Genomic DNA, 21,423 nt, shown 5'->3' on the forward strand with positions numbered 1-21,423 from the left:
GTCGATTTCAACGATGCGGCACGCTTGCCCATCAGCACAGGAGCTTCCAATGCCCGCAATTAATACCAATACAGCCGCCAACGCCGCGGTCCGGTACCTCAACATCAACTCCTCGCAGGAAACCAGCTCGCTCTCGAAACTGTCGAGCGGCTCGCGCATCACCTCCGCGTCCGACGACGCTGCCGGCCTTGCGATCTCGACCCGCATCTCCTCGGACGTCACCACGCTGCAGCAGGCCGCGACCAACGCCTCGCAGGCGACCGCGATCCTGCAGACCGCGGACGGCGGCGCCTCGAACATCTCCGACATTCTGGCCCGCATGAAGTCGCTGGCTTCCGAGTCCGCGTCGGGCACCACGACCGATTCCAGCCGTGCCTACATCAACTCGGAATTCACGCAGCTCACGAGCGAAATCGATTCGATCGCCTCCGGCACACGTTATTCCAGCCAGAGCCTGCTCGACGGCTCCAGCGTGTTCGCCTCGGGCGTCTCGGTGCTGGTCGGCTCGTCCGGTTCGGACACCATCACTATCACGCTCACCAGCCTCACCGCATCCTCGCTCGGCGTCTCCTCGCTGGACGTCAGCACGCTGTCGGATGCGACCTCGGCGCTGACCACGCTCGACACGGCGATCGACACGGTTTCCGCGGCCCGCGCCAGCATCGGCGCCCAGGAATCGCGCTTCAACTTCAGCGCCGACTCGATCTCGACCCAGACCCAGAACCTGCAGTCCGCGAATTCGGCGATCAAGGACGTCGACATCGCGGCCGAGCAGTCCAAGCTGTCTTCGGCGGAAGTGAAGACCCAGGCCGCCGTCTCCGCTCTCGCCGCGGCGAACCAGATGCCGCAGTACCTGCTCAAGCTGCTGGGCTGATGATGATCCGAGCGGGCCGGCGTGACGCCGGCCCGCTCCCTGCCAGGGGATAGTCAGGCAAAGTGACCAGCGTCAGCTCGACCAGCAGCAGCACAAGTTCCGGCGTCACCGTCACCACCAGCGGGACGACCAATTCGAGCAGCATCGACTGGTCCGCGCTGATCCAGTCCGCCGTCGACGCGAAGACCGCGCAGGCGGACACGATCTCGACCACGATCACGAGCAACGAGGCCAAGATCGCGGCCTATCAGACGCTGCAGACCGATCTGCAGACGCTGTATTCGGGCCTGTCGTCGCTTTCGACCGCGGTGGTCAACTCGCTCTCCACCAGCGCGTTCGCGACGCGCGCGGCGAGCATCAGCTCGACCGGCGATGTCAGCGCCTCCTCGGCGCTGTCCATGACGATCAAGAACGGGGCTGCGGTCGGCGACCACACGCTGACGATCAGTCAGCTCGCGACCGCACACAAGGTGTCCGGCACCGCGCAATCGAGCCAGACCGACGAGCTCGGCTATTCCGGCACGTTTTCGATCGGCCTTTCGGGCGGTGCTACATCCGACATCACCGTCACCAGCACGATGTCGCTGCAGGACGTCGTCGATGCCATCAATGCCCAGACCTCGACGACCAATGTCCAGGCTTCCATCGTGCAGGTGTCCAGCACGTCGTACCAGATGGTGCTGACCGGCACCGAGGACGCCGCTGACATCACCTATTCCAGCACGTCTGGCGACGACATCATGAACGAGCTCGGCGTAACCGACAGCTCAGGGACCTTCACCAACGTCATCCAGGAGGCGCAGTCGGCCGAATTCACGCTCGACGGCATCGCGATGACCCGCGACACCAACGACATCTCCGACGTCCTGAGCGGGGTCACCTTCAGCCTGCTCCAGGCGACGCCGGATGGAACTTCGCTGAACATCAGCATCGAGACCGACACCAGCCAGATCGAATCGGCGCTGCAGACGTTCGTCACCAACTACAATGCCTTTCGCGACGAGGTCATCGCCCAACAGGCGACCGCGACCGACGGCACGGCGGACTCGAGCGCGGTGCTGTTCGGCGACGGCACGATGCGCAACATCATGGATGCGCTCCAGAATGCCCTGAACAGCACCGTGGGCGACATGACCATGGCCGATCTCGGCCTGTCCTTCAACGAGAAGAACGAGCTCGAGCTCGACACCTCGACGCTGTCGGAGATCCTGAGCACCAATCTGAGCGGCGTGACCAAGCTGCTGTCGGCGCAGACCACGACGTCATCGAGCCAGCTCAGCGTCGTCAACACCGGGACGTCGCCGCAATCCTTCACCCTGGATCTCACCGTCGATTCCGACGGCAATCTCACCTCGGCCTCGGTCGGGGGCGATTCCTCGCTGTTCACGGTGAGCGGCACCACGATCATCGGCGCCGCCGGCTCGATCTATGCCGGCATGGCCTTCACCTATAGCGGCTCGACCTCGCAGTCGATCACGGTGACCTCGACCACCGGGATCGCATCGCAGATCTATCAGGTCGCGAAGAACTATTCGTCGTCATCCGGCGCGCTGCAAACGCAGATCACCAGCCTGACGAACCGCGACGACGAGCTTCAGCAGAAGGTCGACGACATCAACAGCGCGGCCTCGACGCTGCAGTCGCAGCTTCAGACGCAATACGCGAAGTACCAGGCCGCGATCGAGAGTGCCAACAGCACGCTCGATTATCTCAAGGCCCTGCTCAATTCCAGCTCGAGTGATTGATGATGCATAATCCGATGGCGTACATGGCCAACCAGGCCTATCGGGGAACGGCAACGACCGTGCCGCCGCTCAAGGCGGTCGCGATGCTGCTTGGCGGCACGATCACGTTTCTGCAGAAATCGCTGGCCGCCCAGGAGGCAAAGCGCTTCGAGGAGGGACACGACTACCTGATGAGGGCGACCGCGATCCTGCGCGGGCTCAGCCACAACCTCGATTTCACGAGGGGCGGTGACGTGGCGGAGCGACTGTTCCAGACCTACAACGCGATGATCCTGGCGAACCTCAAGGCCTATGGCCGTCCGCACGCCCGCCAAAATTTCGGCCGCATCATCGCCGGGCTGACCGAGCTGCGGGAGGCCTGGGAGTTCGTCGACGGGACCGTGCGGAACGGCAAGCCGGGCCCAGCCGATTCGGCTCGCAGGGGCTGAAGACGCCTGCTCCTCCGCGAGGTGGGGAGGCAGGTCGCGGACGGTCGGCCGTTTCCACCGCTTTCCGTAGTGCTGCGGCCGCTTTTGACGCCTGAAGCCGTTGAAATCCGGTTTCCGCCGCGCGTGCAATGCTTTATGACGGGCCTGACCGAGGCGGGACCGGCGGGCGATGGACGTCACCGAGTTTGAGGAACTGATCGATCGGCTGGGCGAGGATCTCTCCCTCTGGCCCGACGACCGACGTTTGCCCGCCGAAGCGCTGCTGGCGCAATCTCCCGCCGCGCAGGCCGTGCTGGACGAAGCGCGCGCGTTGCGCCAGGCGCTCGCAGCGCCCCCGGTCCGCGCGCCCAAGGGCCTCGCCGACCGCATCGTCGTCGCCGCCGCGAAAATGAAAGGCGACACCGCCGAGCCGCGCACGGAAGGCGAGACGGCGGAGAGCTGAGCGGCTCTTTCTGGCATCGTCGCTTCCTTCACCTCGCCCCGCTTGCGGGGAGAGGTCGGATCGCATCGAAGATACGAAGCGGGTGAGGGGGACTCTCCGCGAGTCCTTGGGTTGATACGCTCGACGCTCCATCCACACCGTCATTGCGAGCGCTGCAATCCAGAATATTTCCACGGAGGGACGCTGGATTGCTTCGCTGCGCTCGCAATGACGAGGAGGAGGGAGCGCGTATCTCTGACATGCGCCGCGTGGCTGCCGCAACAATCGATCGCAACCTCACTACGCTTCTAATTCGCATGCGGCAGATTTTGCCGTGTCGAAAACCATTTCCACACACGCGAATCCTCGCCTGAATCCGCGCGCCCACGCGTTTCATCAGCACACAGATTTCAAGCGCAGCCGGCCGGCATCCGGTCGCAAGCAGCGCAGGAAAGTCGGAGTTTCTGATGACCGTTTCCGCCGTAAGTTCTGCGACGACCGCGACCACGACGACGTCATCGTCATCGAGCACGTCGTCGAGTTCGTCGCTCACCTCCAGCGATTTCCTCAGCCTGCTGGTCAGCGAGCTCCAGAACCAGGATCCGCTGAACGCGACCTCGACCACCGACTTCATCAATCAGCTCACCTCCTACGCCAATTTCACCCAGCAGCAGTCGATCAACTCCAACATGTCCTCGCTCGCGAGCTCGTTCTCGAGCCTCGTGACGCTCAACTCGGTGAACTATATCGGCCACACCGTCGAGGCGAAGACCGATACGTCAACCCTCAGCAACGGCTCAGCGACGTTCGGCTATTCGCTGTCCTCGGCCGCTTCGAACGTCTCGATCAGCATCTCGGATTCGTCCGGCAACGTCGTCTACACCGGCACCGGTACGGGAAGCTCGGGTTCGAACACCTTCACCTGGGACGGCAAGGATTCGGACGGCGGCAAGTACACCATCTCGGTGACCGCGACTGACAGTGCCGGCAACTCGGTCCTCAATTACACGACCGTCACCGGCACGGTGACCGGCATCGACACCTCGACGTCCACGCCCTCGCTCACGGTGAACGGCGTCGCCGTCAGCGCCGCCAACATCCTCGGCGTCACGTCCTGATCTCACCGCCTGCTTTTCTCGGAGTTTCATCATGAGTCTCACCGGTGCATTGTCCTCGGCGATCTCGGCGCTCGGCGCGCAGAGCCAGTCCCTGTCGATGATCAGCGACAACATCGCCAACTCCGATACGACCGGTTACAAGACGACGTCGGCGATGTTTGACGCGCTGGTGACGGCTTCGAGCAACACCACCTCCTACGCATCGGGCGGCGTCACCGTCTCGGGCCGCTCCAACATTACCCAGCAGGGCCTGCTGGCCGCGACGTCCAATGCCACCGACGTCGCGATCCAGGGCTCGGGCTTCTTCGTGGTGACCAGCGCCGCGTCCGGCGGCATCACGTCCTACACCCGCAACGGCGCCTTCACGATCAACAATGCCGGTTATCTCGAGAACAACGGCAGCTACCTCGAGGGTTGGCGCACCGACGCGGACGGCAATGTCGTCGGCAGCGAGTCGGCGAGCAATCTGGAGGCCATCAACACCCAGGTCGCCTCGACCAGCGGCAGCGCCACGACCAAGACAACGATCGCGGCCAATCTGCCGTCGGATGCCGCCACCGGCGACACCTATACCAGCTCGATGACGGTGTATGACTCTCTCGGTGCCGCAAATACGATGCAGATCACCTGGACCAAGACCGGCACCAACGCCTGGAGCGCGAGCTTCGCCAATCCGACATCGTCGTCGGACACCACGACCGCGACGGGCACCGCCTCGGGCACGATCGACATCACCTTCAACAGCGATGGCTCGCTGGCCAGCACCAGCCCGGACCCTGCGACCGTCTCGATCACGGGCTGGACCGACGGCGCGACCGACAGCACGATCACCATGGACCTCGGCACGGTCGGCGGCACGGACGGCTTGACGCAATACGCGTCCGGCGAGACCACGCCCTCGGTCAACGTCACCAGCATCGATTCGGACGGTCTGTCCTATGGCAAGCTGTCGAGCATCTCGATCGGCAAGAACGGCGTGGTCGACGCCACCTATTCCAATGGCGAGACCATCGCGATCTACAAGATCGCGGTGGCGACCTTTGCCGATCCCAACGGGCTTGCCGCTTCCAGCGACGGGCTCTATTCGGCGACCGTGACGTCGGGCAACGCCTCGCTGCAGGCCTCCGGCGAGAACGGCGCGGGCACGATCTACGGCAGCGAGCTGGAATCCTCGACCACCGATACCTCCAGCCAGTTCTCGAGCATGATCTCGGCGCAGCAGGCCTATTCCGCCGCGTCCCAGGTCATCTCCACCGTCAACAAGATGTACGACACCCTGATCTCGGCGATGAGGTGAGCGATGCCCGGTGAAAAGGCAGGCGCGGCCGGCGAAGCGCTGTTGCGCCGGATGCAGCGGCTGCTGGCGCGGGCCGCGAGCCTCAAGGGGCGTGACCGCAAGCAGCTCCTTGCTCTGCTCGACGACGTCGAGACGACACGCCGGGAATGCGCGGAGATCGAAGGCGTGATGCGGCAGGCAACCGTCAGGGCGACTGCAATCGGCGCTTACCTGCGCAACTCGCAAGTCCAGCGCGGCAACCGGCATAACTAGAAGAAGGCGATGACCATGAGTGTAGCTCAAGCCAAGATGACGAACGCTGCGAATGGCGACGTCAGGATCAAGTCGCTGATCACACTGATCGACACGCTGACCGCGCTTGTCGCCGAGGAGAATGCCGAGCTCGCAAAGGGGCTCCCGGCCTCGCGCCTGAAACAGGTCGACGAGAAGAACCGGCTGGCGGAGACGTTCGAGCGGATCGTTGCCGAATGCGCGGCGGGCACGACCAGCCTGCACGTGCGCGACCGCATCCTGCGCGAGCAGCTGATGGACAAGATCCTGAAGCTGCGTGTGGCGATGGACGAGAATCTGGTGCGGCTGCGCGCGGCGATCGAAGCCAGCAACCGCCGGATCGAGGCCGTCATGCAGGCGATCCGCGAGCAGATCGCGGCGGTGTCGCCCTATGGCGCGTCCGGCCGCGTCGCCGCAGCCCGGGCGGTCTCCAGCGGCACCAGCCGCAGCGCCTGACGGTTCGAGGAGCCTGCCGTGTCACTCGATATCGCACGATCGATCGCTTTCAGCGGGCTGTCGGCGACGTCCGTGCAGATCAGCGTGACGTCGTCGAATATCTCGAACGCCGACACGACGGGCTATACCAGGAAGTCCGCAAACCAGTCGAGCAGCGTCACCAATGGCGTTGGCACCGGCGTCACGGTGACCGGCATCACCTCGACGGTCGACAAGCTGCTGTTGAAGTCGCTGGTCGGTGCGGATTCCGCTCTCGGCGCGGCCGACACCACCAACACCTATCTGACGTCGCTTCAGAAACTCTACGGCTCGATCAGCAGCAGCGACGATTCCTCGTCCGGGACGTCGCTTGCGAACAGCATCGCATCGGTGGAATCGGCGCTGTCATCGCTGGCGAGCACGCCGAGCAGTGCCTCATTGCAGTCCAACGTCGTCAGCGCGCTCGACGACGTCGCAAGCCAGTTGCGGGAGACCTCGAGCGGCATCCAGAAGCTGCGCTCCGACGCCGACCAGGACATCGCGTCCTCGATCGACGACGTCAACACGGACCTGCAGCAGATCGCGGATCTGAATGCCCAGATCAAGCAGACCGCCGCGGCGGGTCAGTCGATGGCGGACCTCGAGGACCAGCGCAGCACCGCGCTGCAGGACCTCGCCTCCAAGATGAACATCAGCTATTTCACGGCGTCGAACGGCGATCTCCATATCTATACGACGTCAGGCCAGGCGCTGGTCGACTCGTCCGCGCACACGATCAGCTATACGGCCGCCGCCAATGTGACGGCGGCGACGACCTACACGGCCGGCTCGTCGTCGAGCGGCTTCAGTGCGATCACAGTGAACGGCGTCGACATCACCTCCCAGATCACGGGCGGGGACATCGGCGCGCTGATCACGCTCCGCGACGACACGCTGCCGGATGCGCAGTCCCAGCTCGATCAGCTCGCCCAGCAACTTGCCTCCGCGATGAACAGCGTCTCGAACAGCGCCTCTTCAGTACCGGCGCCGACGAGCCTGACCGGCACGACGTCCGTCACCAGCAGCACGGCGCTGTCGGCCACCGGCACGGTGCGCCTCGCCGTCACCGACCAGAGCGGCAATCTGGTCTCCTATAGTGATCTCGACCTGTCGTCCTATGCCACGGTCGGCGATCTCGTCACCGCCATCAACGGCATCTCCGGATTGTCGGCGTCGGTCGATGCGGACGGCCATCTCGCGATCACGGCGACCGGCTCAGGCAATGGCGTCGCCATCAACGAGATGACGAGCTCGGTCGGGAGCTCCGGCGAGGGATTTTCCGAGTATTTCGGTCTCAACGACCTTGTCACGGGAACGAGCGCGTCGGACATCGCGGTCAACAGCAAGATCCTGTCCGGCACCAACGAGCTGCAGCTCGCGACGCTCGACTCCTCGTCGAGCCTGACGGTCGGCAGCAACGTGCTGTCGTCTGGCTCCGCCACCGTGATCAACGCCTTCTATGATGCCCTGACGGACTCGCGGACCTTCGCGTCGACCGGCGGCCTTGCCGCCACCACGGGGTCGCTGGCTGACTATGCCTCGGCCATCGTCTCCGATGTCGCGAGCAAGGCCTCGCAGGCGTCCACCGATTACACCGCCAAGGAGACGGCGCAGTCGACCTATGCGAATTCGCTGTCGTCACAGTCCGGCGTCAACCTCGACGAAGAATCGGCCAACCTCAGCACGCTCCAGAACAAATATTCGGCGGCGTCGGCGCTGATCCAGGCCATCAACTCCATGTACTCGGCGCTGCTCACCGCCGTGCAGTCGACGTAAGAGGGCACGCGCATGGTCGCGATGCGGGTGGCCACCTTCGCTCAGTCGAACCGGATGATCGCCGACGCGATGCGCGTGGAGTCGGTCATGGCCAACAAGCAGATCCAGGAATCCTCGGGCGTCGTCTCGACCGATTTCGGCGGCTACGGCTCCGATGCGCAGCACGTCGTCAATCTCCAGGTCTCGGTGACGCGCGCGCAATCCTATATCGACGCGGCGACGCTCGCCGACAGCAAGGTCCAGGTGATGTATTCGGCGGTCGGCTCGGTCACCGACATCCTCACCCAGCTGCGCTCCCAGCTCAGTGCGGCGTCGACGGGAAGCTCGACCGAGGTCAATTCGGTGATCAGCTCCGCCCAGCAGATGCTGCAGCAGATGGGCTCGCTGATGAATACGCAATATGACGGCCAGTACGTCTTCGCCGGCGGCAAGACGGAGACGGCGCCGGTCGATCTCACCAGCTTCTCGTCCGGCGCCGGCTCGACGACCACGGCGGACACCAGCTACTACAATGGCGACAGTGAGGTTGCGTCGGTGCGGGTCGCGGCCGATGAAACCGTGTCCTACGGCGTCACCGCCGACAATTCGGCGTTCGAGGAGGTGATGCGCGTGCTGAAGTTCGTGGCGAACAGCACCACGCTGTCTTCTTCGGACATCACCAGCGCGCTCGACCTCGCCAGCACGGCGCTCGACGACACCGCCGCCGTGCAGGCAAAGCTGTCGAGTTCGGCGTCCTCGATCGAGACCGCGAGCACCCGCCAGGCCGACTACAAGAGCTACGCAGAGACGTTGTCGAATGACCTGACCAGCGTCGACGTTGCCGCCGTCACGGCGCAGCTGTCGACCTACCAGACCCAGCTCACGGCATCCTATTCGGCGCTCGGCAAGATCCTGAGTCTGAACCTCGCGAGCTACCTGAAATAGGCTCAACGTACCCAGTGTCATTCCCCGCGAAGGCGGGGAATCCAGTACGCCGCGGCCTGTCGGTCCTATCACCACCGTCTCTGGAATACTGGGTGCCCCGCTTTCGCGGGGCATGACAACGCGTTGTGTGGATGCTCCTCGCCGGACGCTATTCCGCCGCGATCCGTTCCATGGCCATGCTGCGAAGCCTGGCGCGCTGGATCTTGACGCCATTGGCGCTGTCGGTGACGGGGAAGGCGTCGACCACGTAGATCCGTGCGGGCACCTTATAGCTAGCAAGACGCTCCCGCAGTCGGGTTGTCAGCGCCTCTTGCTGCGGTGGCTCCTTCACCGGGATCACGAACGCGACGCAGCGCGCCTGCCCCTTCAGATCGACCGCGACGACCTGGGCATCGGCAACGCCCGGGCAGGACTTGAGCTCATCCTCGATCTCGCCGGGGGCGACGAGGAAACCGCCGAGCCGCATCGCATCGCCGGCGCGGGTCTCATAGACAAAAGAGCCATCGCCGCGCAGCCGGCCGATGTCGCCGGTGCGGAAGAAGCCGTCGGCGGTGATCGCATCGCGCGTCGCGTCCGGATTATTGAAATAGCCGAGGAAGCACGAGGGCGCGCTGATCTCGATCGCGCCTGAGACGCCTTGGGCCGCGAGCTCGCCGGTCTCGGTGTCCCGAATGCGCACCTTCGCCTCCGCCGACATCGGCCAGCCGCCGCCCTCGATGCGATCGGCGAAGGCGTCGCTGGCAAGGGCTATCGAGAACAGCGCCTGCACCTCGCTCGAGCCGTAGAGGCCGAACAGCGGGAGGCCGCGCGTCTCGGCCTCCGCAGCAAGCTCGCGCCAGCCGGGCTGGAACGCAGCGAAGCCGCAGACTTCGAGATGCGGAAATGGCGGTGGCGCATCGGTGAGGGCGAGAATGCGGCGGAACATCTCGTCGGAGCCGAATGAGTGGGTGATCTTTTGCTCGGTGAGGATTTTGAGAGCCGGCGCGGCCTCGAAGGCGTCGAGTACATGGACGGTCGCGCCCGCCGCGATGAAGCCGAGCATACTCGTCATGCCGAATGTGCCGCAGAACGGCAGCATCGCCAGTAGCGAATGACGCTCCGGATCGAGCTTGAGCGCCCTGGCGACAGAGACGGCATGGCTCGCCAGCGTCCGCTGCGAATGCGCAACGAGTTTTGGTCCCTTGGTCGTACCCGACGTCGTGTAGAGCAGCACGGGCAGGTCGATATCGTCCTTGGCGGGTGGTGCTGACGGATAAAGTTTGTCGAACGCATCGAACCGCACGCAGGGCCAGTGCGCCGGGATCGCATCCGCGCCGACGACCGCAAGCTTTTGCAGCGCAGGCACCTCGGCCTTGGCGACATCGGCGAGAATGGCGGCGAAATCGATCGACCGGAAGGCGGCCTCGACCACCATCAGCCTGGCGCCGGACACCTTGAGCAGATGCGCGACTTCCGCGCTGCGGTAGCGCGTGTTGACGGCAGCGACGACGGCGCCGAGGCGGGCGGCGGCGAACAGCAGCGCGATCCATTCGATCCGGTTGACCAGCCAGACCGCGACGACGTCGCCCTTGCCGATGCCTTGGGCCGCAAGCCAGGCCGCCGTCTGCTCGATCTTCCCCTGGAATTCCGCGCGTGAGATCGGCGTGCCGTCGAAAACGAAGGCGGGATCGGCAGCCGCCTCAGCCCGGACCAGCGATTGCAGCGAATAGTCGTCGGCGCTCATGGCAACCGGAGTAACCCGATCGCGCAAACCTGTCTACTTGGTGCCGAACATCCGGTCGCCGGCATCACCCAGGCCCGGCACGATATAGCCGTGGTCGTTGAGCCGCTCGTCGATCGCGGCGGTCCAGACCGGCACGTCGGGATGCTCGCTCTGGAACCTGGCGATGCCCTCGGGCGCGGCCAAAAGGCAGACGAAGCGGATGTCGCGGGCGCCGCGATCCTTGAGAAGGGACGCGCCGGCGCAGGCCGAGTTGCCGGTCGCCAGCATCGGATCCATCAGGATCACGGTGCGGTCGGATAGGTCCTGCGGCGCCTTGAAGTAATATTCCACGGCCTGCAATGTCTCGGGGTCGCGGTAGAGCCCGATATGGGCGATGCGCGCCGAGGGCATCAGCGCCAGCATGCCGTCGAGGAAGCCGACGCCGGCGCGCAGGATCGGCGCCAGCGTGAGCTTCTTGCCGGCGATCTTCGGCGCTTGCATCGCCGCGATCGGCGTCTCGATCTCGACCAGCTCCAGCGGCAGGTCGCGCGTCACCTCGTAGCCGAGCAGCATCCCGATCTCGTTCAGGATTTCGCGAAAGCTCTTGGTCGAGCGGTCCTTCTCCCGCATCAGGGAGAGCTTGTGCTGGACCAGGGGGTGGGCGACGACGTTGACGCTGCTTGTGCTCATGAAACCGCTCTACACGGTTCCGTGAAATTGCGCCAGATCGGCAAGTACTTTTAGGCCAAGCCTTTTTCCGCGGGATACGGGGCCTCAGGCCGGCATCGCGACCGCTCTGCGCGCCCGGTTGCTTGCCTCATAGGCAGCCATGGTCAATTCACGGTCGATCGCCGCCCGCATGGCATCCATGGCCCCCTGGCGCAGGCGCTTCTTTGCGGTCGCGTGCGACGGTTTGTGGATCGCGCGCAAGGCCGCGACGATTTCCCCGAGGGCGTCGTCGACGGCCTCCGGCGCAACCACGCGATCCAGGAAGCCTGCCGTGAGCGCATCGTCGGGCTCGTACATCTCGCCCAGCGTCGCAGTGCGGCTGAGCCAGGCCGGATGAAGGCGGCTCCGTGCGAGCTCGATGGCGAAGCTCGGCGGTGCGATGCCGATCGCGACCTCGTTCAGTCCCATGCGGTGCGGCCCCCGCGCGCCCAGCCTGACGTCGCAGGCGAGCAGCAGGAAGGTCCCCATCGGATAGGCATGGCCCTCCATCACGCCGATGATCGGATGCGGAAATGCCATCAGCCGCAGCGCAAGCTCAGCGCCGGCGCGGACCATCTCGAGGCTCTTGGCGGCATCGCCCGAGGCGAACACTTTCAGATCGAATCCGGCGGAGAAGATGCCCGGCCGGGCCGAGCGCAGCACCACCATCTCGGCTTCCTTTTCGGCGACGTCGAGGGCGGCGCCGATGCCGCCCAGCGTCGCGGCCGACATCACATTGACCCTGCCGTCGTCGAGGACGATCCGGGACACGCCGTCGTTGAGCTCGTAGGTCACTCCCTCAGACATCTGCCTCTCCCTGCCGTTGTCATGCCTTGACTGTCGGAGGCTGATGTAGACCAATCAATATAATTTTTGACCGGAAGGAGAGCGCCATGCCGGCCGTGCCAAAGCATCGCCAGCCCATCATCAATGCCGCGGTGACGCTGTTCCGCCGCCACGGATATTCCCGCACCGGCCTCAACGACATCGTCGATGTCAGCGGCGCGCCGAAGGGCTCGCTCTATCACTACTTTCCGGATGGAAAATCCTCGATCGCGGTGGCGGCGGTGGAGGAGGCAGGCCGCCGCGTGGCTGCGACCGTCGCAGGGCTCGCGGAGGAGTGTGGTTCGACCGCCGAGCTTTTGCGTGCCCATGCGCGGATGCTGGCGGGATGGATGCGGGGCTCCGGCTTCCGCAACGGCTGCCCGATCACGACCGTGCTGCTCGAGCTGGCGCCGCGCGAACGTGCGGTCGCGGAGGCCGGCCGCAAGGCCTATGCGGCACGGATCGCACTGCTGCGCGACAGGCTGATTGCGGATGGGTTCGCAAGGCCGCGGGCGGAATCGCTTGCCGTGCTTTGCACGTCGGCGCTCCAGGGCGCGTTGATCCAGGCCCGCGTCGAGCGCAGCGGCCGGCCGATCGAGGTCACCGCGGCAGAACTGGCACGGCTGATCGAGACCGAGACGGGGCGCTAGACGCCGAGCCCACGGGCCACAAGCGTGATCACGATCGTCAGGACCGCGCCCCAGACCAGGCTCAGCGTCATGGTCAGGATGGTCGTGGTGACGGCGTGCTCGAGATTTCCCTTCAGGAGCTGCACGTTACTTGTCCGGGGCGAGCGTTGCACCGACGCGCATGCCGAGCAGCAATGCACCCATCAGCGTAACCAGGATGGCGATCTTGAGCTCGATCATGTCGATTGCCTCGTGATCGTGCGCGCGAGGAACCGCCTAGCTCCCTCCGCCAGCACGATCAGCGGATTGCCGCGGTTCTCGATGTCGAGCTCGAAGGTCTCGACAGGGAATACCAGGGCGCAGCGCGCCGGCGCGTTCTGCTGCTTGGCGAAATCCACCGCCGAGCTCTTGAACAGGAACAGGCCGCCGATGCGTCCATTCGCTTCGCGCGCCACCCAGAGGCCCGCGCGGTTGCGCCCAATGAAGAAGGCGGGGATGGCGGCACTGACGACATCCGGATCGAGCGGCCTGAGCGCTGTCGCTTGCCTGGTGTCGGGGCGGCGACGCGAGGCCTGAAGGGCAATTGCGGCCATGGCGGCCTCTTCACACATCTGCAAGGTCATAGGGGCCTCCCTGCGGGTCAGCCGTGCATGTGCCAGACATAGATTGCGGTCCTCAGCGCGATCAGCGCGGTGAGCACGCTCCCCATCGAGAGCAGCGTCAGTGCGCCGAGGGCGAAACCTCTGAGCTGCGTCTTGCGCGTCTCGGAGATGCGCGCCGAACGTTCGGGTTCGAAGGGGCGGTCAAGGCCATGTGTCAGGATCGACATTTTCTCAGTCCTTATCCGGTGCGGCGAGACGGCCGCTCCGATCTGTCTCGTATGATGGCCATCGCTGCGTAGGATTGCGAGGTGACCGCCACAGCCGCCGTATAGGAAAGTCATAAAGGCGCCGGCGGCCGCGCCGGCAGTCCTCTGAAGAGGTTCGGGTCGCGTTTCGGTTGCGGTTTGGATCGTGCCGGCTTCGATCGCGCGAGCCCGACGGCGGCGGCGAAAGCAAGCCGTAGCCGCGGCTCGTCGATCTGCTTGCAGAAACAGTCCAGGGTTGCTTCCGCGTCCTGCCGCTGGCCGCAGATGGCGGCGCAGAGATGGGAGCTGGTGCGCCGGAAGAAGTGCAGCGAATCCTCGCCGCTGCGCCGGCCGCCGAGACGGTCGAGCTCGGCCGCGAGCGCGGTAACATTGACCCGGTCGGACTCGCTTCGCGTCACGGCAAAGCGCAGCACTGCCAGCTGCCAGGCGCGGAGCAGCCTGTGATGGTCTTCGACTGATGGAGGCATGCGAGATCCGAACGACTGCGCGAGGTGTCAGGCGCCGACGCTGTCGATCAGCTCCTCGTCAGCGATCGCGGCGAAGGCGCGCACCACCTCCCTCTGTGCGGCCGCGTCCAGCGGCACGATCGGCAGCCTTGTCGCCGGCGACATCAGGCCCAGCACGCTCAGCGCGCTCTTGAGCGGGGCAGGGCTGTCCTTGGAGAGACAGGTGATGAGTGGCATGAGGCGCTTGTGCAGGTAACGTGCCGACTGCAGGCGGCCTTGCCTGACTTGCGAGAAGATCATGCGGCACAGATCGGGGGCGATGTTGGAGACTTCCGAGATCGCGCCGTCGCCACCACTCGCGATAGTGCCGAAGGCGGTGACGTCGTCGCCGGAGAGCAGGCGAAAGCCGGCCGGCAGCAGCCGGTTCAGGCGCATCGGGCGGGTGATGTCGGCGCTTGCGTCGCACAGGCCGACGAACTGGCGGGACTCGACGAGCCGCAGCAGCGTTTCGTCGGCAAGCGGACGCAGCGTGCGGGAGGGAACGTCGTGCAGGATCACGGGCAGGCCGATCGCGTCGGCAATGGCGCGGAAATGCGCGAGCATGCCCTCCTGCATCGGCTTGTTGTAGGCGGGTACCACCGCCATGACGGCGTCGGCGCCGGCCGCCTCCGCACGCCGCGCAAGTGCGATGGCGTGGCTGGTGGCATTCGACACCGCGCCGGCGATGACCCGCACGCGGCCGCGGGCGACGTCGACCGCGGTGCGGATGACGAGCTCCTGTTCGGCCGGGGAGAGCGTTGGCGCTTCTCCGGCCGTCTCGCAGACTACGATTGCGGGCACACCGGCTGCGACCTGGCGCTCGCAGAGCGCGGCGAACGCCTCGACATCGATCGCGTCAGCCGCGTCGAACGGTGTCGGCAGGTCCGGAATGAAGCCGGTGAACCAGGCTGAGGGCGGGATGAACATGGTATGTCGCCTGTTGGCGCCGGCTCAGGCGGCGCGCTGCGAGACGATGATGTCGGGGCGCTTGCCCATGTCGAGCTCGATCTCGCGCGGCAGCTCGACGATGGTCTCGGGATGCTGTCCGTTCTCGAACAGCGCGTATTTGACCGCCTGGGCGCGGCTGACGAACAGGCCGCCATAGAGGCCGTTCTGCTCCTGCGCGACCCATTGCCCCCTGCGGTTGCGGCCGATGAAGACGATGGTTGAAGGGGAACTGCAAGAGGGAGGTTCGACGAGCTTCATTGACATAATCCTTCCGATTGACAGCGGCGGCGGGCGCGAGCCCGCAACCGTTCGATCAATATCTGTTCAAGCGAATATGATTTCGAGTGAGGCGCTGCGGCGATCTCATAGGAAGCTCATAAAGCTTCCTGTTCAGCTTTGCGCGTTGACAAGATGAACCAGCGCGAACAGCGCGCCGAATGCTGCGCATTCGTCCCAATGATTGAGGAAGGCGCCAAACAGCTGCTCGCGCCGCAGGATCGCGACGGCGGCGCAGAGGATGATCGACATCAAGAGCAGGGTGGCGAGGCTGCGGCCGAAGCCGATGCTGCCGAACGCTGCAAAGGCTCCGAGCAGGACGACGCGCACGGCAAAGCGCGCGATCACCCGCGCCGGGCTCAAAGCCTGCGATGTGTTCGACGATTGCGGCAAGGCGCGAACCTGTCCGGCCGGCTTAGCTGAAGTTCTCGCAGGCAACCGGCTCGTAGAGCAAATCCGGGGCAGGGCGCACAGTGGGAACGCTTGGCCGCGATACCTCCACGGCCAACGCCTGCACCTCGATGAACGCCGACAGCAAAGCGAGCGAGAGGTCGGCATGGTGCGCCTCGACCGCCGCGTCCAGCCAGTCCGGCAATTCGCGCTCGCGCGAGAGCGCGCAGTGCCATTCGCCCTCGTCATAGGCGATGCGGCGGATCTGCCACACCGGCAGCTCGAGCTCCATCAGCGCCAGCGCCGCATCGGTCCAGGCCTCCGCATCGATCAGGCGCATGACGCGCGCGGTGCGTTCGCTCTGGCCGAGCGACGGGAAGCGCCGGCAGGCTAGGATGATGTCGAGCATCAACGGCCGGGTCATTGCCTGCGCGTGACGAAGGCGCGCACTGAGCGATGGTGGATCGTTGTGACGGAGAACGGCGGTCATGTCTGGCCTCCTGGAGTTGGCGTCGGTCAGTCGGCCGGCCTCTCCAAGATGGCTGGAAGGGTGTTTGAAAACGAGATGGGGATCGGGCGAGAGATATAGGGATTTCATAAGTGCCCGGATTCTTCCCGATAGGACCGACAGATTCGCGGCGGCCGTCTCCGCCGAAGGTGGAGGCCTATGGAGGCAGGGCGTTTTGAAAAGACCTTGGCCGTCGCCTGCCGTACCAACGAGAAGCAAGAGCGTCGGTGGATTGCGTCGCTGCACGGCTTGCAAAGCGCGTGCTCCCGGAATGCGTTGTCGGTGTCACATGATGGATGGCACGACGTGCCGGCCTTTATGAGATTCCTATAACGTCGCCATAGGCCCCATCTCGAAAACCTATGTGCGCAATGGCACTTCAGCGCGGTGAAGTTCCCGGCCGGGAGAGACACGTGTTGCATTTGCTTGCAGCAAGCGGCCTGCCGGGAATCCAGAGACAGGCAATGCCGGATATCGTCTCGTATTGAGGAGTATCGCCATGATGGACGTTCTGATGCTGGCGCTGGGCTTCGTCTTCTTCGCCCTCGCGATCGGCTACACCTACGCCTGCGAACGGTTGTGAGGGAGCACCCCATGATCTTCGATTATGCGCTCGCCGGCGCCGTCTCGTTTGGCCTCCTGGTCTACCTCACCTATGCGCTGCTGCGGCCGGAACGGTTCTGAGCCGTGTTGCTGCTTGCCGAATTGCTGCTGGCGGACGCTGTGCTCGTCGCCGGCCTGCTTGCGATGCTCCTGCCGCTTTTGCGCCGGACACAATGCCTGAAGGGTTAATGTCATGACTGTGATCGGTTGGCTCCAGATCGTTCTCTTCTGCGTCATCATCGTCGCGCTTACAAAACCGCTCGGCGGCTACATGACGCGCGTCTTCAACGGCGAGCGCTCGTTCTTGTCGCCGGTGCTGCGCCCCATCGAGGCCGGCATCTACTGGATTTCCGGCGTCGACGAGAGACGCGAGCAGCACTGGCTGACCTATACGGTCGCCATGCTGCTGTTCCATGTCGGTGGCTTCCTCATTATCTACGGCGTGATGCGGCTCCAGGCCATGCTGCCGTTCAATCCCGCCGGGCAGGGCGCGGTCGCCGAAGATCTCTCCTTCAACACCGCGATCTCCTTCATCACCAACACCAACTGGCAGAACTACGGCGGCGAGAGCACGATCTCCTATCTCGTGCAGATGCTGGGCCTGACGCACCAGAATTTCCTGTCGGCGGCCACCGGCATCGCGCTCGCAGTTGCCCTGATCCGCGGTTTCTCGCGCGCTTCGGTGCGCACGGTCGGAAATTTCTGGGTCGACGTCACCCGCACCACGCTCTACGTGCTGCTGCCGATCTGCGTCGTCTATACGCTGTTCCTGGTCTGGCAGGGCATTCCGCAGACGCTCGGGCCATATGTCGATGCGACGACGCTCGAAGGCGCCAAGCAGACCATCGCGGTCGGCCCGGTCGCCTCGCAGGTCGCGATCAAGATGCTTGGGACCAACGGCGGCGGCTTCTTCAACGCCAATGCCGCCCATCCTTTCGAGAACCCGACCGCGCTGTCGAACTTCGTGCAGATGCTGTCGATCTTCCTGATCGGCGCTGGCCTCACCAACGTGTTCGGCCGCATGGTCGGCAACCAGCGCCAGGGCTGGGCGATCCTCGCCGTGATGGGCGTGCTTTTCGTCGCGGGCGTCACTGTGACCTATTGGGCGGAAGCGAACGGCACCTCGACGCTCCACGCTCTGGGCCTTGCCGGCGGCAACATGGAGGGCAAGGAAGTCCGCTTCGGCATCGTCGCCTCCTCGCTGTTCGCCGTGATCACGACGGCTGCGTCCTGCGGCGCGGTCAATGCCATGCATGACAGCTTCACTGCGCTCGGCGGCATGATCCCGCTGATCAACATGCAGCTCGGGGAGATCATCATCGGCGGCGTCGGCGCCGGCCTCTACGGCATGCTGCTGTTCGTCGTGCTCGCGATCTTCGTCGCGGGCCTGATGGTCGGCCGCACGCCGGAATATGTCGGCAAGAAGATCGAGGCGCGCGAGGTCAAGATGGCGATGCTCGCGATCCTGGTGCTGCCGCTGATGTATCTCGGCTGGACCGCGGTCGGCGTGGTCTATCCGGCGGCGGTCGCCTCGATGGCGAATGCCGGCCCGCACGGCTTCACCGAGGTGCTCTACGCCTTCACCTCGGCGACCGGCAACAACGGCTCGGCCTTCGCAGGCCTCACCGGCAACACCTTCTTCTATAACCTCACGCTCGCATCCGCGATGTTCGTCGGCCGCTTCTTCATGATCGTTCCGGCGATGGCGATCGCGGGCTCGCTCGCGGCCAAGAAGTCGGTTCCGCCGTCGGCCGGTACCTTCCCGACCACCGGCGGGCTGTTCGTCGGCCTCGTCGTCGGCGTGATCCTGATCATCGGTGGCCTCACCTTCTTCCCGGCGCTCGCGCTCGGCCCGATCGTCGAGCAGCTCGCGATGAACGCCGGCCAAGTGTTCTGATCGCCAAGTGTTCTGACTCTGATTGTCTGGAGTGACCTCCATGGATACGATGAAACTGCAAAAACGCGCTCCGATGTCGGCGATGCTCGATCCCAGGATCGTGGTCCCCGCGATCCGCGCGTCCTTCACCAAGCTCGATCCCCGGCTGATGGTGAAGAACCCCGTAATGTTCGTGGTCGAGATCGTGGCCGCGCTCACCACCGTGATCTTCCTGCGCGACATCGTCACGGGCGGAGCGAGCCTCGGCTTCACCTTCCAGATCATCCTCTGGCTCTGGTTCACGGTGCTGTTCGCCAATTTCGCTGAAGCGGTGGCCGAAGGCCGCGGCAAGGCGCAGGCCGAATCGCTGCGCAAGACCCGCACCGAGAGCCAGGCCAAGCTCCTGACCGGCGCCGGCCAGGCCTTCAAGCTGGTCCCGGGCACCAGCCTGAAGGTCGGCGATGTCGTGCTGGTCGAGGCGGGAGACACAATTCCCTCCGACGGCGAGGTGATCGAGGGCGTCGCCTCCGTCAACGAGGCCGCCATCACCGGTGAATCCGCGCCCGTGATCCGTGAATCCGGCGGCGACCGCTCGGCGGTGACAGGCGGCACGCAGGTGCTGTCCGACTGGATCCGCGTGCGCATCACCGCCGCGCAAGGCTCGACCTTCATCGATCGCATGATCAAGCTGGTCGAAGGCGCCGAGCGGCAGAAGACGCCGAACGAGATCGCACTCAACATCCTGCTCGCCGGCCTCACCATCATCTTCGTGTTCGCGACCGTCACCATCCCGAGCTATGCGGCCTATGCCGGTGGCTCGATCTCGGTGATCGTGCTGGTCGCGCTGTTCGTGACGCTGATCCCGACCACCATCGGTGCGCTGTTGTCGGCGATCGGCATCGCCGGCATGGACCGCCTGGTGCGATTCAACGTGCTGGCGATGTCGGGCCGCGCGGTCGAAGCCGCCGGCGACGTCGACACGCTGCTGCTCGACAAGACCGGCACCATCACGCTCGGCAACCGGCAGGCGACCGCGTTCCGTCCCGTTCGCGGCGTCACCGAGCAGGAGCTGGCGGACGCCGCCCAGCTCGCCTCGCTCGCCGACGAGACCCCGGAAGGCCGTTCCATCGTCGTGCTGGCGAAGGAGAAGTACGGCATCCGCGGCCGCGACATGGCCGAGTTGGGTGCCACCTTCATCCCGTTCACGGCGCAGACCCGCATGAGCGGCGTCGATGCCGGCGGCTCGTCGGTGCGCAAGGGCGCTGTCGATGCGATGCTGAACTATGTCGGCGGCGGCGCGCCGATGGCTGTTGCCTCCGGCAATACCGCGCGCGCCATTCAGCCCAGCGGGCTCTCCGAGGTCGGCCGCGAGATCCAGACCATTGCCGACGAGATCTCGAAGGCCGGCGGCACGCCGCTTGCGGTTGCCAGGGACGGCAAGCTGCTCGGCGTCATCCAGCTCAAGGACATCGTCAAGGGCGGCATCCGCGAGCGCTTCGCCGAGCTGCGCCGCATGGGCATCCGCACCATCATGATCACCGGCGACAACCCGATGACGGCGGCTGCGATTGCGGCGGAGGCCGGCGTCGACGACTTCCTGGCGCAGGCAACCCCCGAGGACAAGCTCAAGCTGATCCGCGACGAGCAGGCCAAGGGCAAGCTGGTCGCCATGTGCGGCGACGGCACCAATGACGCGCCGGCGCTCGCCCAGGCCGATGTCGGCGTCGCCATGAACACCGGCACCCAAGCCGCCCGCGAAGCCGGCAACATGGTCGACCTCGACTCCAACCCGACCAAGCTGATCGAGGTGGTCGAGATCGGCAAGCAGCTCTTGATGACGCGCGGTGCGCTGACAACGTTCTCGATCGCCAACGACGTCGCCAAGTATTTTGCGATCATCCCGGCGATGTTCCTGGCGTTCTACCCTCAGCTCAACGTGCTCAACGTCATGAACCTGTCGAGCCCGCAGAGCGCCATCCTGTCGGCGATCATCTTCAACGCGCTGATCATCATTGCGCTGATCCCGCTCGCGCTGAAGGGCGTCGCCTATCGCGCGGTCGGCGCCGGCGCGCTGCTCCGCCGCAACCTCTTGATCTACGGGCTTGGCGGCATCGTCATTCCCTTCATCGGCATCAAGGCGATCGATCTCGTCGTTGTTGCCCTACACTTGGCCTGACCCCGTCATTGCGAGCGAAGCGAAGCAATCCAGAGATGCCTCCGCGGTCGAAAGCCCTGGATTGCTTCGTCGCTTCGCTCCTCGCAATGACGGAAGAAATCG

The 21,423-nt window shown here is 65.0% G+C and carries 25 protein-coding genes; 14 read left to right on the plus strand and 11 right to left on the minus strand.

Features of this window, described 5'->3' with window-relative positions; translation table 11 throughout:
• Positions 1-49: 49 nt before the first annotated feature.
• From N2603_RS11135 to N2603_RS11180, 10 genes are all read left to right on the plus strand, one after another.
• Positions 50-874, plus strand: coding sequence for a flagellin (locus N2603_RS11135; protein WP_018641141.1), 825 nt, complete (start codon positions 50-52; stop codon positions 872-874).
• A gap of 62 nt (positions 875-936) precedes the next feature.
• Positions 937-2,619 carry a flagellar filament capping protein FliD gene (fliD, locus tag N2603_RS11140; RefSeq protein ID WP_260388759.1) on the plus strand — a complete coding sequence of 561 codons (1,683 nt, stop codon included), beginning with the start codon at positions 937-939 and terminating at the stop codon, positions 2,617-2,619.
• On the plus strand, positions 2,619-3,047 hold the full coding sequence (locus N2603_RS11145; protein WP_260388760.1) for a flagellar export chaperone FliS: 429 nt from the start codon (positions 2,619-2,621) through the stop codon (positions 3,045-3,047). Before fliD ends, N2603_RS11145 begins: the two co-directional genes overlap by 1 nt.
• A gap of 169 nt (positions 3,048-3,216) precedes the next feature.
• On the plus strand, positions 3,217-3,489 hold the full coding sequence (locus N2603_RS11150) for a hypothetical protein (protein ID WP_260388761.1): 273 nt from the start codon (positions 3,217-3,219) through the stop codon (positions 3,487-3,489).
• A 446-nt stretch (positions 3,490-3,935) separates the two neighbouring features.
• Complete coding sequence (locus N2603_RS11155; RefSeq protein ID WP_260388762.1) at positions 3,936-4,586, plus strand: flagellar hook assembly protein FlgD; 651 nt, start codon at positions 3,936-3,938, stop codon at positions 4,584-4,586.
• A gap of 31 nt (positions 4,587-4,617) precedes the next feature.
• A complete protein-coding gene (gene flgE / locus N2603_RS11160; protein WP_260388763.1) occupies positions 4,618-5,883 on the plus strand; it encodes a flagellar hook protein FlgE in 1,266 nt (421 codons plus the stop codon).
• A 3-nt stretch (positions 5,884-5,886) separates the two neighbouring features.
• Positions 5,887-6,135 (plus strand): hypothetical protein, encoded by a 249-nt coding sequence (locus tag N2603_RS11165; RefSeq protein WP_260388764.1) that lies wholly within the window; start codon positions 5,887-5,889, stop codon positions 6,133-6,135.
• A 15-nt stretch (positions 6,136-6,150) separates the two neighbouring features.
• Positions 6,151-6,609 (plus strand): flagellar protein FlgN, encoded by a 459-nt coding sequence (locus N2603_RS11170; RefSeq protein WP_425248980.1) that lies wholly within the window; start codon positions 6,151-6,153, stop codon positions 6,607-6,609.
• 18 nt (positions 6,610-6,627) lie between these two features.
• Positions 6,628-8,403 carry a flagellar hook-associated protein FlgK gene (gene flgK / locus N2603_RS11175; protein WP_260388766.1) on the plus strand — a complete coding sequence of 592 codons (1,776 nt, stop codon included), beginning with the start codon at positions 6,628-6,630 and terminating at the stop codon, positions 8,401-8,403.
• Positions 8,404-8,415: 12 nt separating this feature from the next.
• Entirely contained in the window at positions 8,416-9,327 is a 912-nt protein-coding gene (locus N2603_RS11180; RefSeq protein ID WP_260388767.1) for a flagellin, read from the plus strand.
• Positions 9,328-9,475: 148 nt separating this feature from the next.
• Here N2603_RS11180 and N2603_RS11185 read toward each other — a convergent pair whose 3' ends face one another.
• The 3 genes from N2603_RS11185 to N2603_RS11195 form a co-directional block, all read right to left on the minus strand.
• Positions 9,476-11,050 (minus strand): AMP-binding protein, encoded by a 1,575-nt coding sequence (locus N2603_RS11185; protein ID WP_260388768.1) that lies wholly within the window; start codon positions 11,048-11,050, stop codon positions 9,476-9,478.
• 33 nt (positions 11,051-11,083) lie between these two features.
• Complete coding sequence (gene upp, locus N2603_RS11190; protein ID WP_018641130.1) at positions 11,084-11,719, minus strand: uracil phosphoribosyltransferase; 636 nt, start codon at positions 11,717-11,719, stop codon at positions 11,084-11,086.
• Positions 11,720-11,803: 84 nt separating this feature from the next.
• Entirely contained in the window at positions 11,804-12,544 is a 741-nt protein-coding gene (locus N2603_RS11195; protein ID WP_260388769.1) for a crotonase/enoyl-CoA hydratase family protein, read from the minus strand.
• Positions 12,545-12,630: 86 nt separating this feature from the next.
• Here N2603_RS11195 and N2603_RS11200 point away from each other — a divergent pair, with 86 nt between their 5' ends.
• Complete coding sequence (locus tag N2603_RS11200; protein ID WP_260388770.1) at positions 12,631-13,212, plus strand: TetR/AcrR family transcriptional regulator; 582 nt, start codon at positions 12,631-12,633, stop codon at positions 13,210-13,212.
• On the opposite strand, the gene N2603_RS11205 is transcribed toward N2603_RS11200, so the two are convergent.
• The 8 genes from N2603_RS11205 to N2603_RS11240 form a co-directional block, all read right to left on the minus strand.
• Positions 13,209-13,337 (minus strand): hypothetical protein, encoded by a 129-nt coding sequence (locus N2603_RS11205; RefSeq protein WP_018641127.1) that lies wholly within the window; start codon positions 13,335-13,337, stop codon positions 13,209-13,211. The two genes, N2603_RS11200 and N2603_RS11205, sit on opposite strands and share 4 nt — an antisense overlap.
• 90 nt (positions 13,338-13,427) lie before the next feature.
• A complete protein-coding gene (locus tag N2603_RS11210; protein ID WP_260388771.1) occupies positions 13,428-13,814 on the minus strand; it encodes a hypothetical protein in 387 nt (128 codons plus the stop codon).
• A 17-nt stretch (positions 13,815-13,831) separates the two neighbouring features.
• Positions 13,832-14,020, minus strand: a complete 189-nt coding sequence (locus tag N2603_RS11215; RefSeq protein ID WP_260388772.1) for a hypothetical protein — start codon at positions 14,018-14,020, stop codon at positions 13,832-13,834.
• A gap of 110 nt (positions 14,021-14,130) precedes the next feature.
• Entirely contained in the window at positions 14,131-14,526 is a 396-nt protein-coding gene (locus tag N2603_RS11220) for a hypothetical protein (protein ID WP_260388773.1), read from the minus strand.
• Positions 14,527-14,553: 27 nt separating this feature from the next.
• Positions 14,554-15,471 (minus strand): 4-hydroxy-tetrahydrodipicolinate synthase, encoded by a 918-nt coding sequence (gene dapA / locus N2603_RS11225; protein ID WP_260388774.1) that lies wholly within the window; start codon positions 15,469-15,471, stop codon positions 14,554-14,556.
• Positions 15,472-15,495: 24 nt separating this feature from the next.
• Positions 15,496-15,750, minus strand: coding sequence for a hypothetical protein (locus N2603_RS11230; RefSeq protein WP_260388775.1), 255 nt, complete (start codon positions 15,748-15,750; stop codon positions 15,496-15,498).
• A gap of 132 nt (positions 15,751-15,882) precedes the next feature.
• Positions 15,883-16,161 carry a hypothetical protein gene (locus N2603_RS11235; protein WP_260388776.1) on the minus strand — a complete coding sequence of 93 codons (279 nt, stop codon included), beginning with the start codon at positions 16,159-16,161 and terminating at the stop codon, positions 15,883-15,885.
• 22 nt (positions 16,162-16,183) lie between these two features.
• Positions 16,184-16,648 carry a hypothetical protein gene (locus N2603_RS11240; RefSeq protein WP_260388777.1) on the minus strand — a complete coding sequence of 155 codons (465 nt, stop codon included), beginning with the start codon at positions 16,646-16,648 and terminating at the stop codon, positions 16,184-16,186.
• A gap of 612 nt (positions 16,649-17,260) precedes the next feature.
• Here N2603_RS11240 and N2603_RS11245 point away from each other — a divergent pair.
• From N2603_RS11245 to kdpB, 3 genes are all read left to right on the plus strand, one after another.
• Positions 17,261-17,350, plus strand: a complete 90-nt coding sequence (locus N2603_RS11245; RefSeq protein ID WP_018641117.1) for a K(+)-transporting ATPase subunit F — start codon at positions 17,261-17,263, stop codon at positions 17,348-17,350.
• A 112-nt stretch (positions 17,351-17,462) separates the two neighbouring features.
• Positions 17,463-19,166, plus strand: a complete 1,704-nt coding sequence (gene kdpA, locus N2603_RS11250) for a potassium-transporting ATPase subunit KdpA (protein WP_260388778.1) — start codon at positions 17,463-17,465, stop codon at positions 19,164-19,166.
• A gap of 40 nt (positions 19,167-19,206) precedes the next feature.
• The gene (kdpB, locus tag N2603_RS11255; RefSeq protein ID WP_260388779.1) at positions 19,207-21,321 is read left to right on the plus strand and encodes a potassium-transporting ATPase subunit KdpB; all 2,115 of its coding nucleotides are present in this window, start codon (positions 19,207-19,209) and stop codon (positions 21,319-21,321) included.
• Positions 21,322-21,423 lie beyond the last annotated feature (102 nt).

Origin of the sequence: Bradyrhizobium huanghuaihaiense, assembly GCF_025200885.1 — a bacterium.
Taxonomy (GTDB): Bacteria; Pseudomonadota; Alphaproteobacteria; order Rhizobiales; family Xanthobacteraceae; genus Bradyrhizobium; species Bradyrhizobium huanghuaihaiense.

What these genes read in the sequence shown, in the direction of transcription:
- N2603_RS11220 (WP_260388773.1), bottom strand. Translation starts at nt 14,526, where the DNA reads ATGCCTCCATCAGTCGAAGACCATCACAGGCTGCTCCGCGCCTGGCAG.
- N2603_RS11165 (WP_260388764.1), top strand. Translation starts at nt 5,887, where the DNA reads ATGCCCGGTGAAAAGGCAGGCGCGGCCGGCGAAGCGCTGTTGCGCCGG.
- N2603_RS11210 (WP_260388771.1), bottom strand. Translation starts at nt 13,814, where the DNA reads ATGACCTTGCAGATGTGTGAAGAGGCCGCCATGGCCGCAATTGCCCTT.
- N2603_RS11135 (WP_018641141.1), top strand. Translation starts at nt 50, where the DNA reads ATGCCCGCAATTAATACCAATACAGCCGCCAACGCCGCGGTCCGGTAC.
- N2603_RS11185 (WP_260388768.1), bottom strand. Translation starts at nt 11,050, where the DNA reads ATGAGCGCCGACGACTATTCGCTGCAATCGCTGGTCCGGGCTGAGGCG.
- flgE (WP_260388763.1), top strand. Translation starts at nt 4,618, where the DNA reads ATGAGTCTCACCGGTGCATTGTCCTCGGCGATCTCGGCGCTCGGCGCG.
- N2603_RS11155 (WP_260388762.1), top strand. Translation starts at nt 3,936, where the DNA reads ATGACCGTTTCCGCCGTAAGTTCTGCGACGACCGCGACCACGACGACG.
- N2603_RS11200 (WP_260388770.1), top strand. Translation starts at nt 12,631, where the DNA reads ATGCCGGCCGTGCCAAAGCATCGCCAGCCCATCATCAATGCCGCGGTG.
- N2603_RS11245 (WP_018641117.1), top strand. Translation starts at nt 17,261, where the DNA reads ATGATCTTCGATTATGCGCTCGCCGGCGCCGTCTCGTTTGGCCTCCTG.
- N2603_RS11195 (WP_260388769.1), bottom strand. Translation starts at nt 12,544, where the DNA reads ATGTCTGAGGGAGTGACCTACGAGCTCAACGACGGCGTGTCCCGGATC.
- N2603_RS11215 (WP_260388772.1), bottom strand. Translation starts at nt 14,020, where the DNA reads ATGTCGATCCTGACACATGGCCTTGACCGCCCCTTCGAACCCGAACGT.
- N2603_RS11170 (WP_425248980.1), top strand. Translation starts at nt 6,151, where the DNA reads ATGAGTGTAGCTCAAGCCAAGATGACGAACGCTGCGAATGGCGACGTC.
- kdpA (WP_260388778.1), top strand. Translation starts at nt 17,463, where the DNA reads ATGACTGTGATCGGTTGGCTCCAGATCGTTCTCTTCTGCGTCATCATC.
- upp (WP_018641130.1), bottom strand. Translation starts at nt 11,719, where the DNA reads ATGAGCACAAGCAGCGTCAACGTCGTCGCCCACCCCCTGGTCCAGCAC.
- N2603_RS11145 (WP_260388760.1), top strand. Translation starts at nt 2,619, where the DNA reads ATGATGCATAATCCGATGGCGTACATGGCCAACCAGGCCTATCGGGGA.
- N2603_RS11240 (WP_260388777.1), bottom strand. Translation starts at nt 16,648, where the DNA reads ATGACCGCCGTTCTCCGTCACAACGATCCACCATCGCTCAGTGCGCGC.
- kdpB (WP_260388779.1), top strand. Translation starts at nt 19,207, where the DNA reads ATGGATACGATGAAACTGCAAAAACGCGCTCCGATGTCGGCGATGCTC.
- dapA (WP_260388774.1), bottom strand. Translation starts at nt 15,471, where the DNA reads ATGTTCATCCCGCCCTCAGCCTGGTTCACCGGCTTCATTCCGGACCTG.
- N2603_RS11150 (WP_260388761.1), top strand. Translation starts at nt 3,217, where the DNA reads ATGGACGTCACCGAGTTTGAGGAACTGATCGATCGGCTGGGCGAGGAT.
- N2603_RS11180 (WP_260388767.1), top strand. Translation starts at nt 8,416, where the DNA reads ATGGTCGCGATGCGGGTGGCCACCTTCGCTCAGTCGAACCGGATGATC.
- N2603_RS11230 (WP_260388775.1), bottom strand. Translation starts at nt 15,750, where the DNA reads ATGAAGCTCGTCGAACCTCCCTCTTGCAGTTCCCCTTCAACCATCGTC.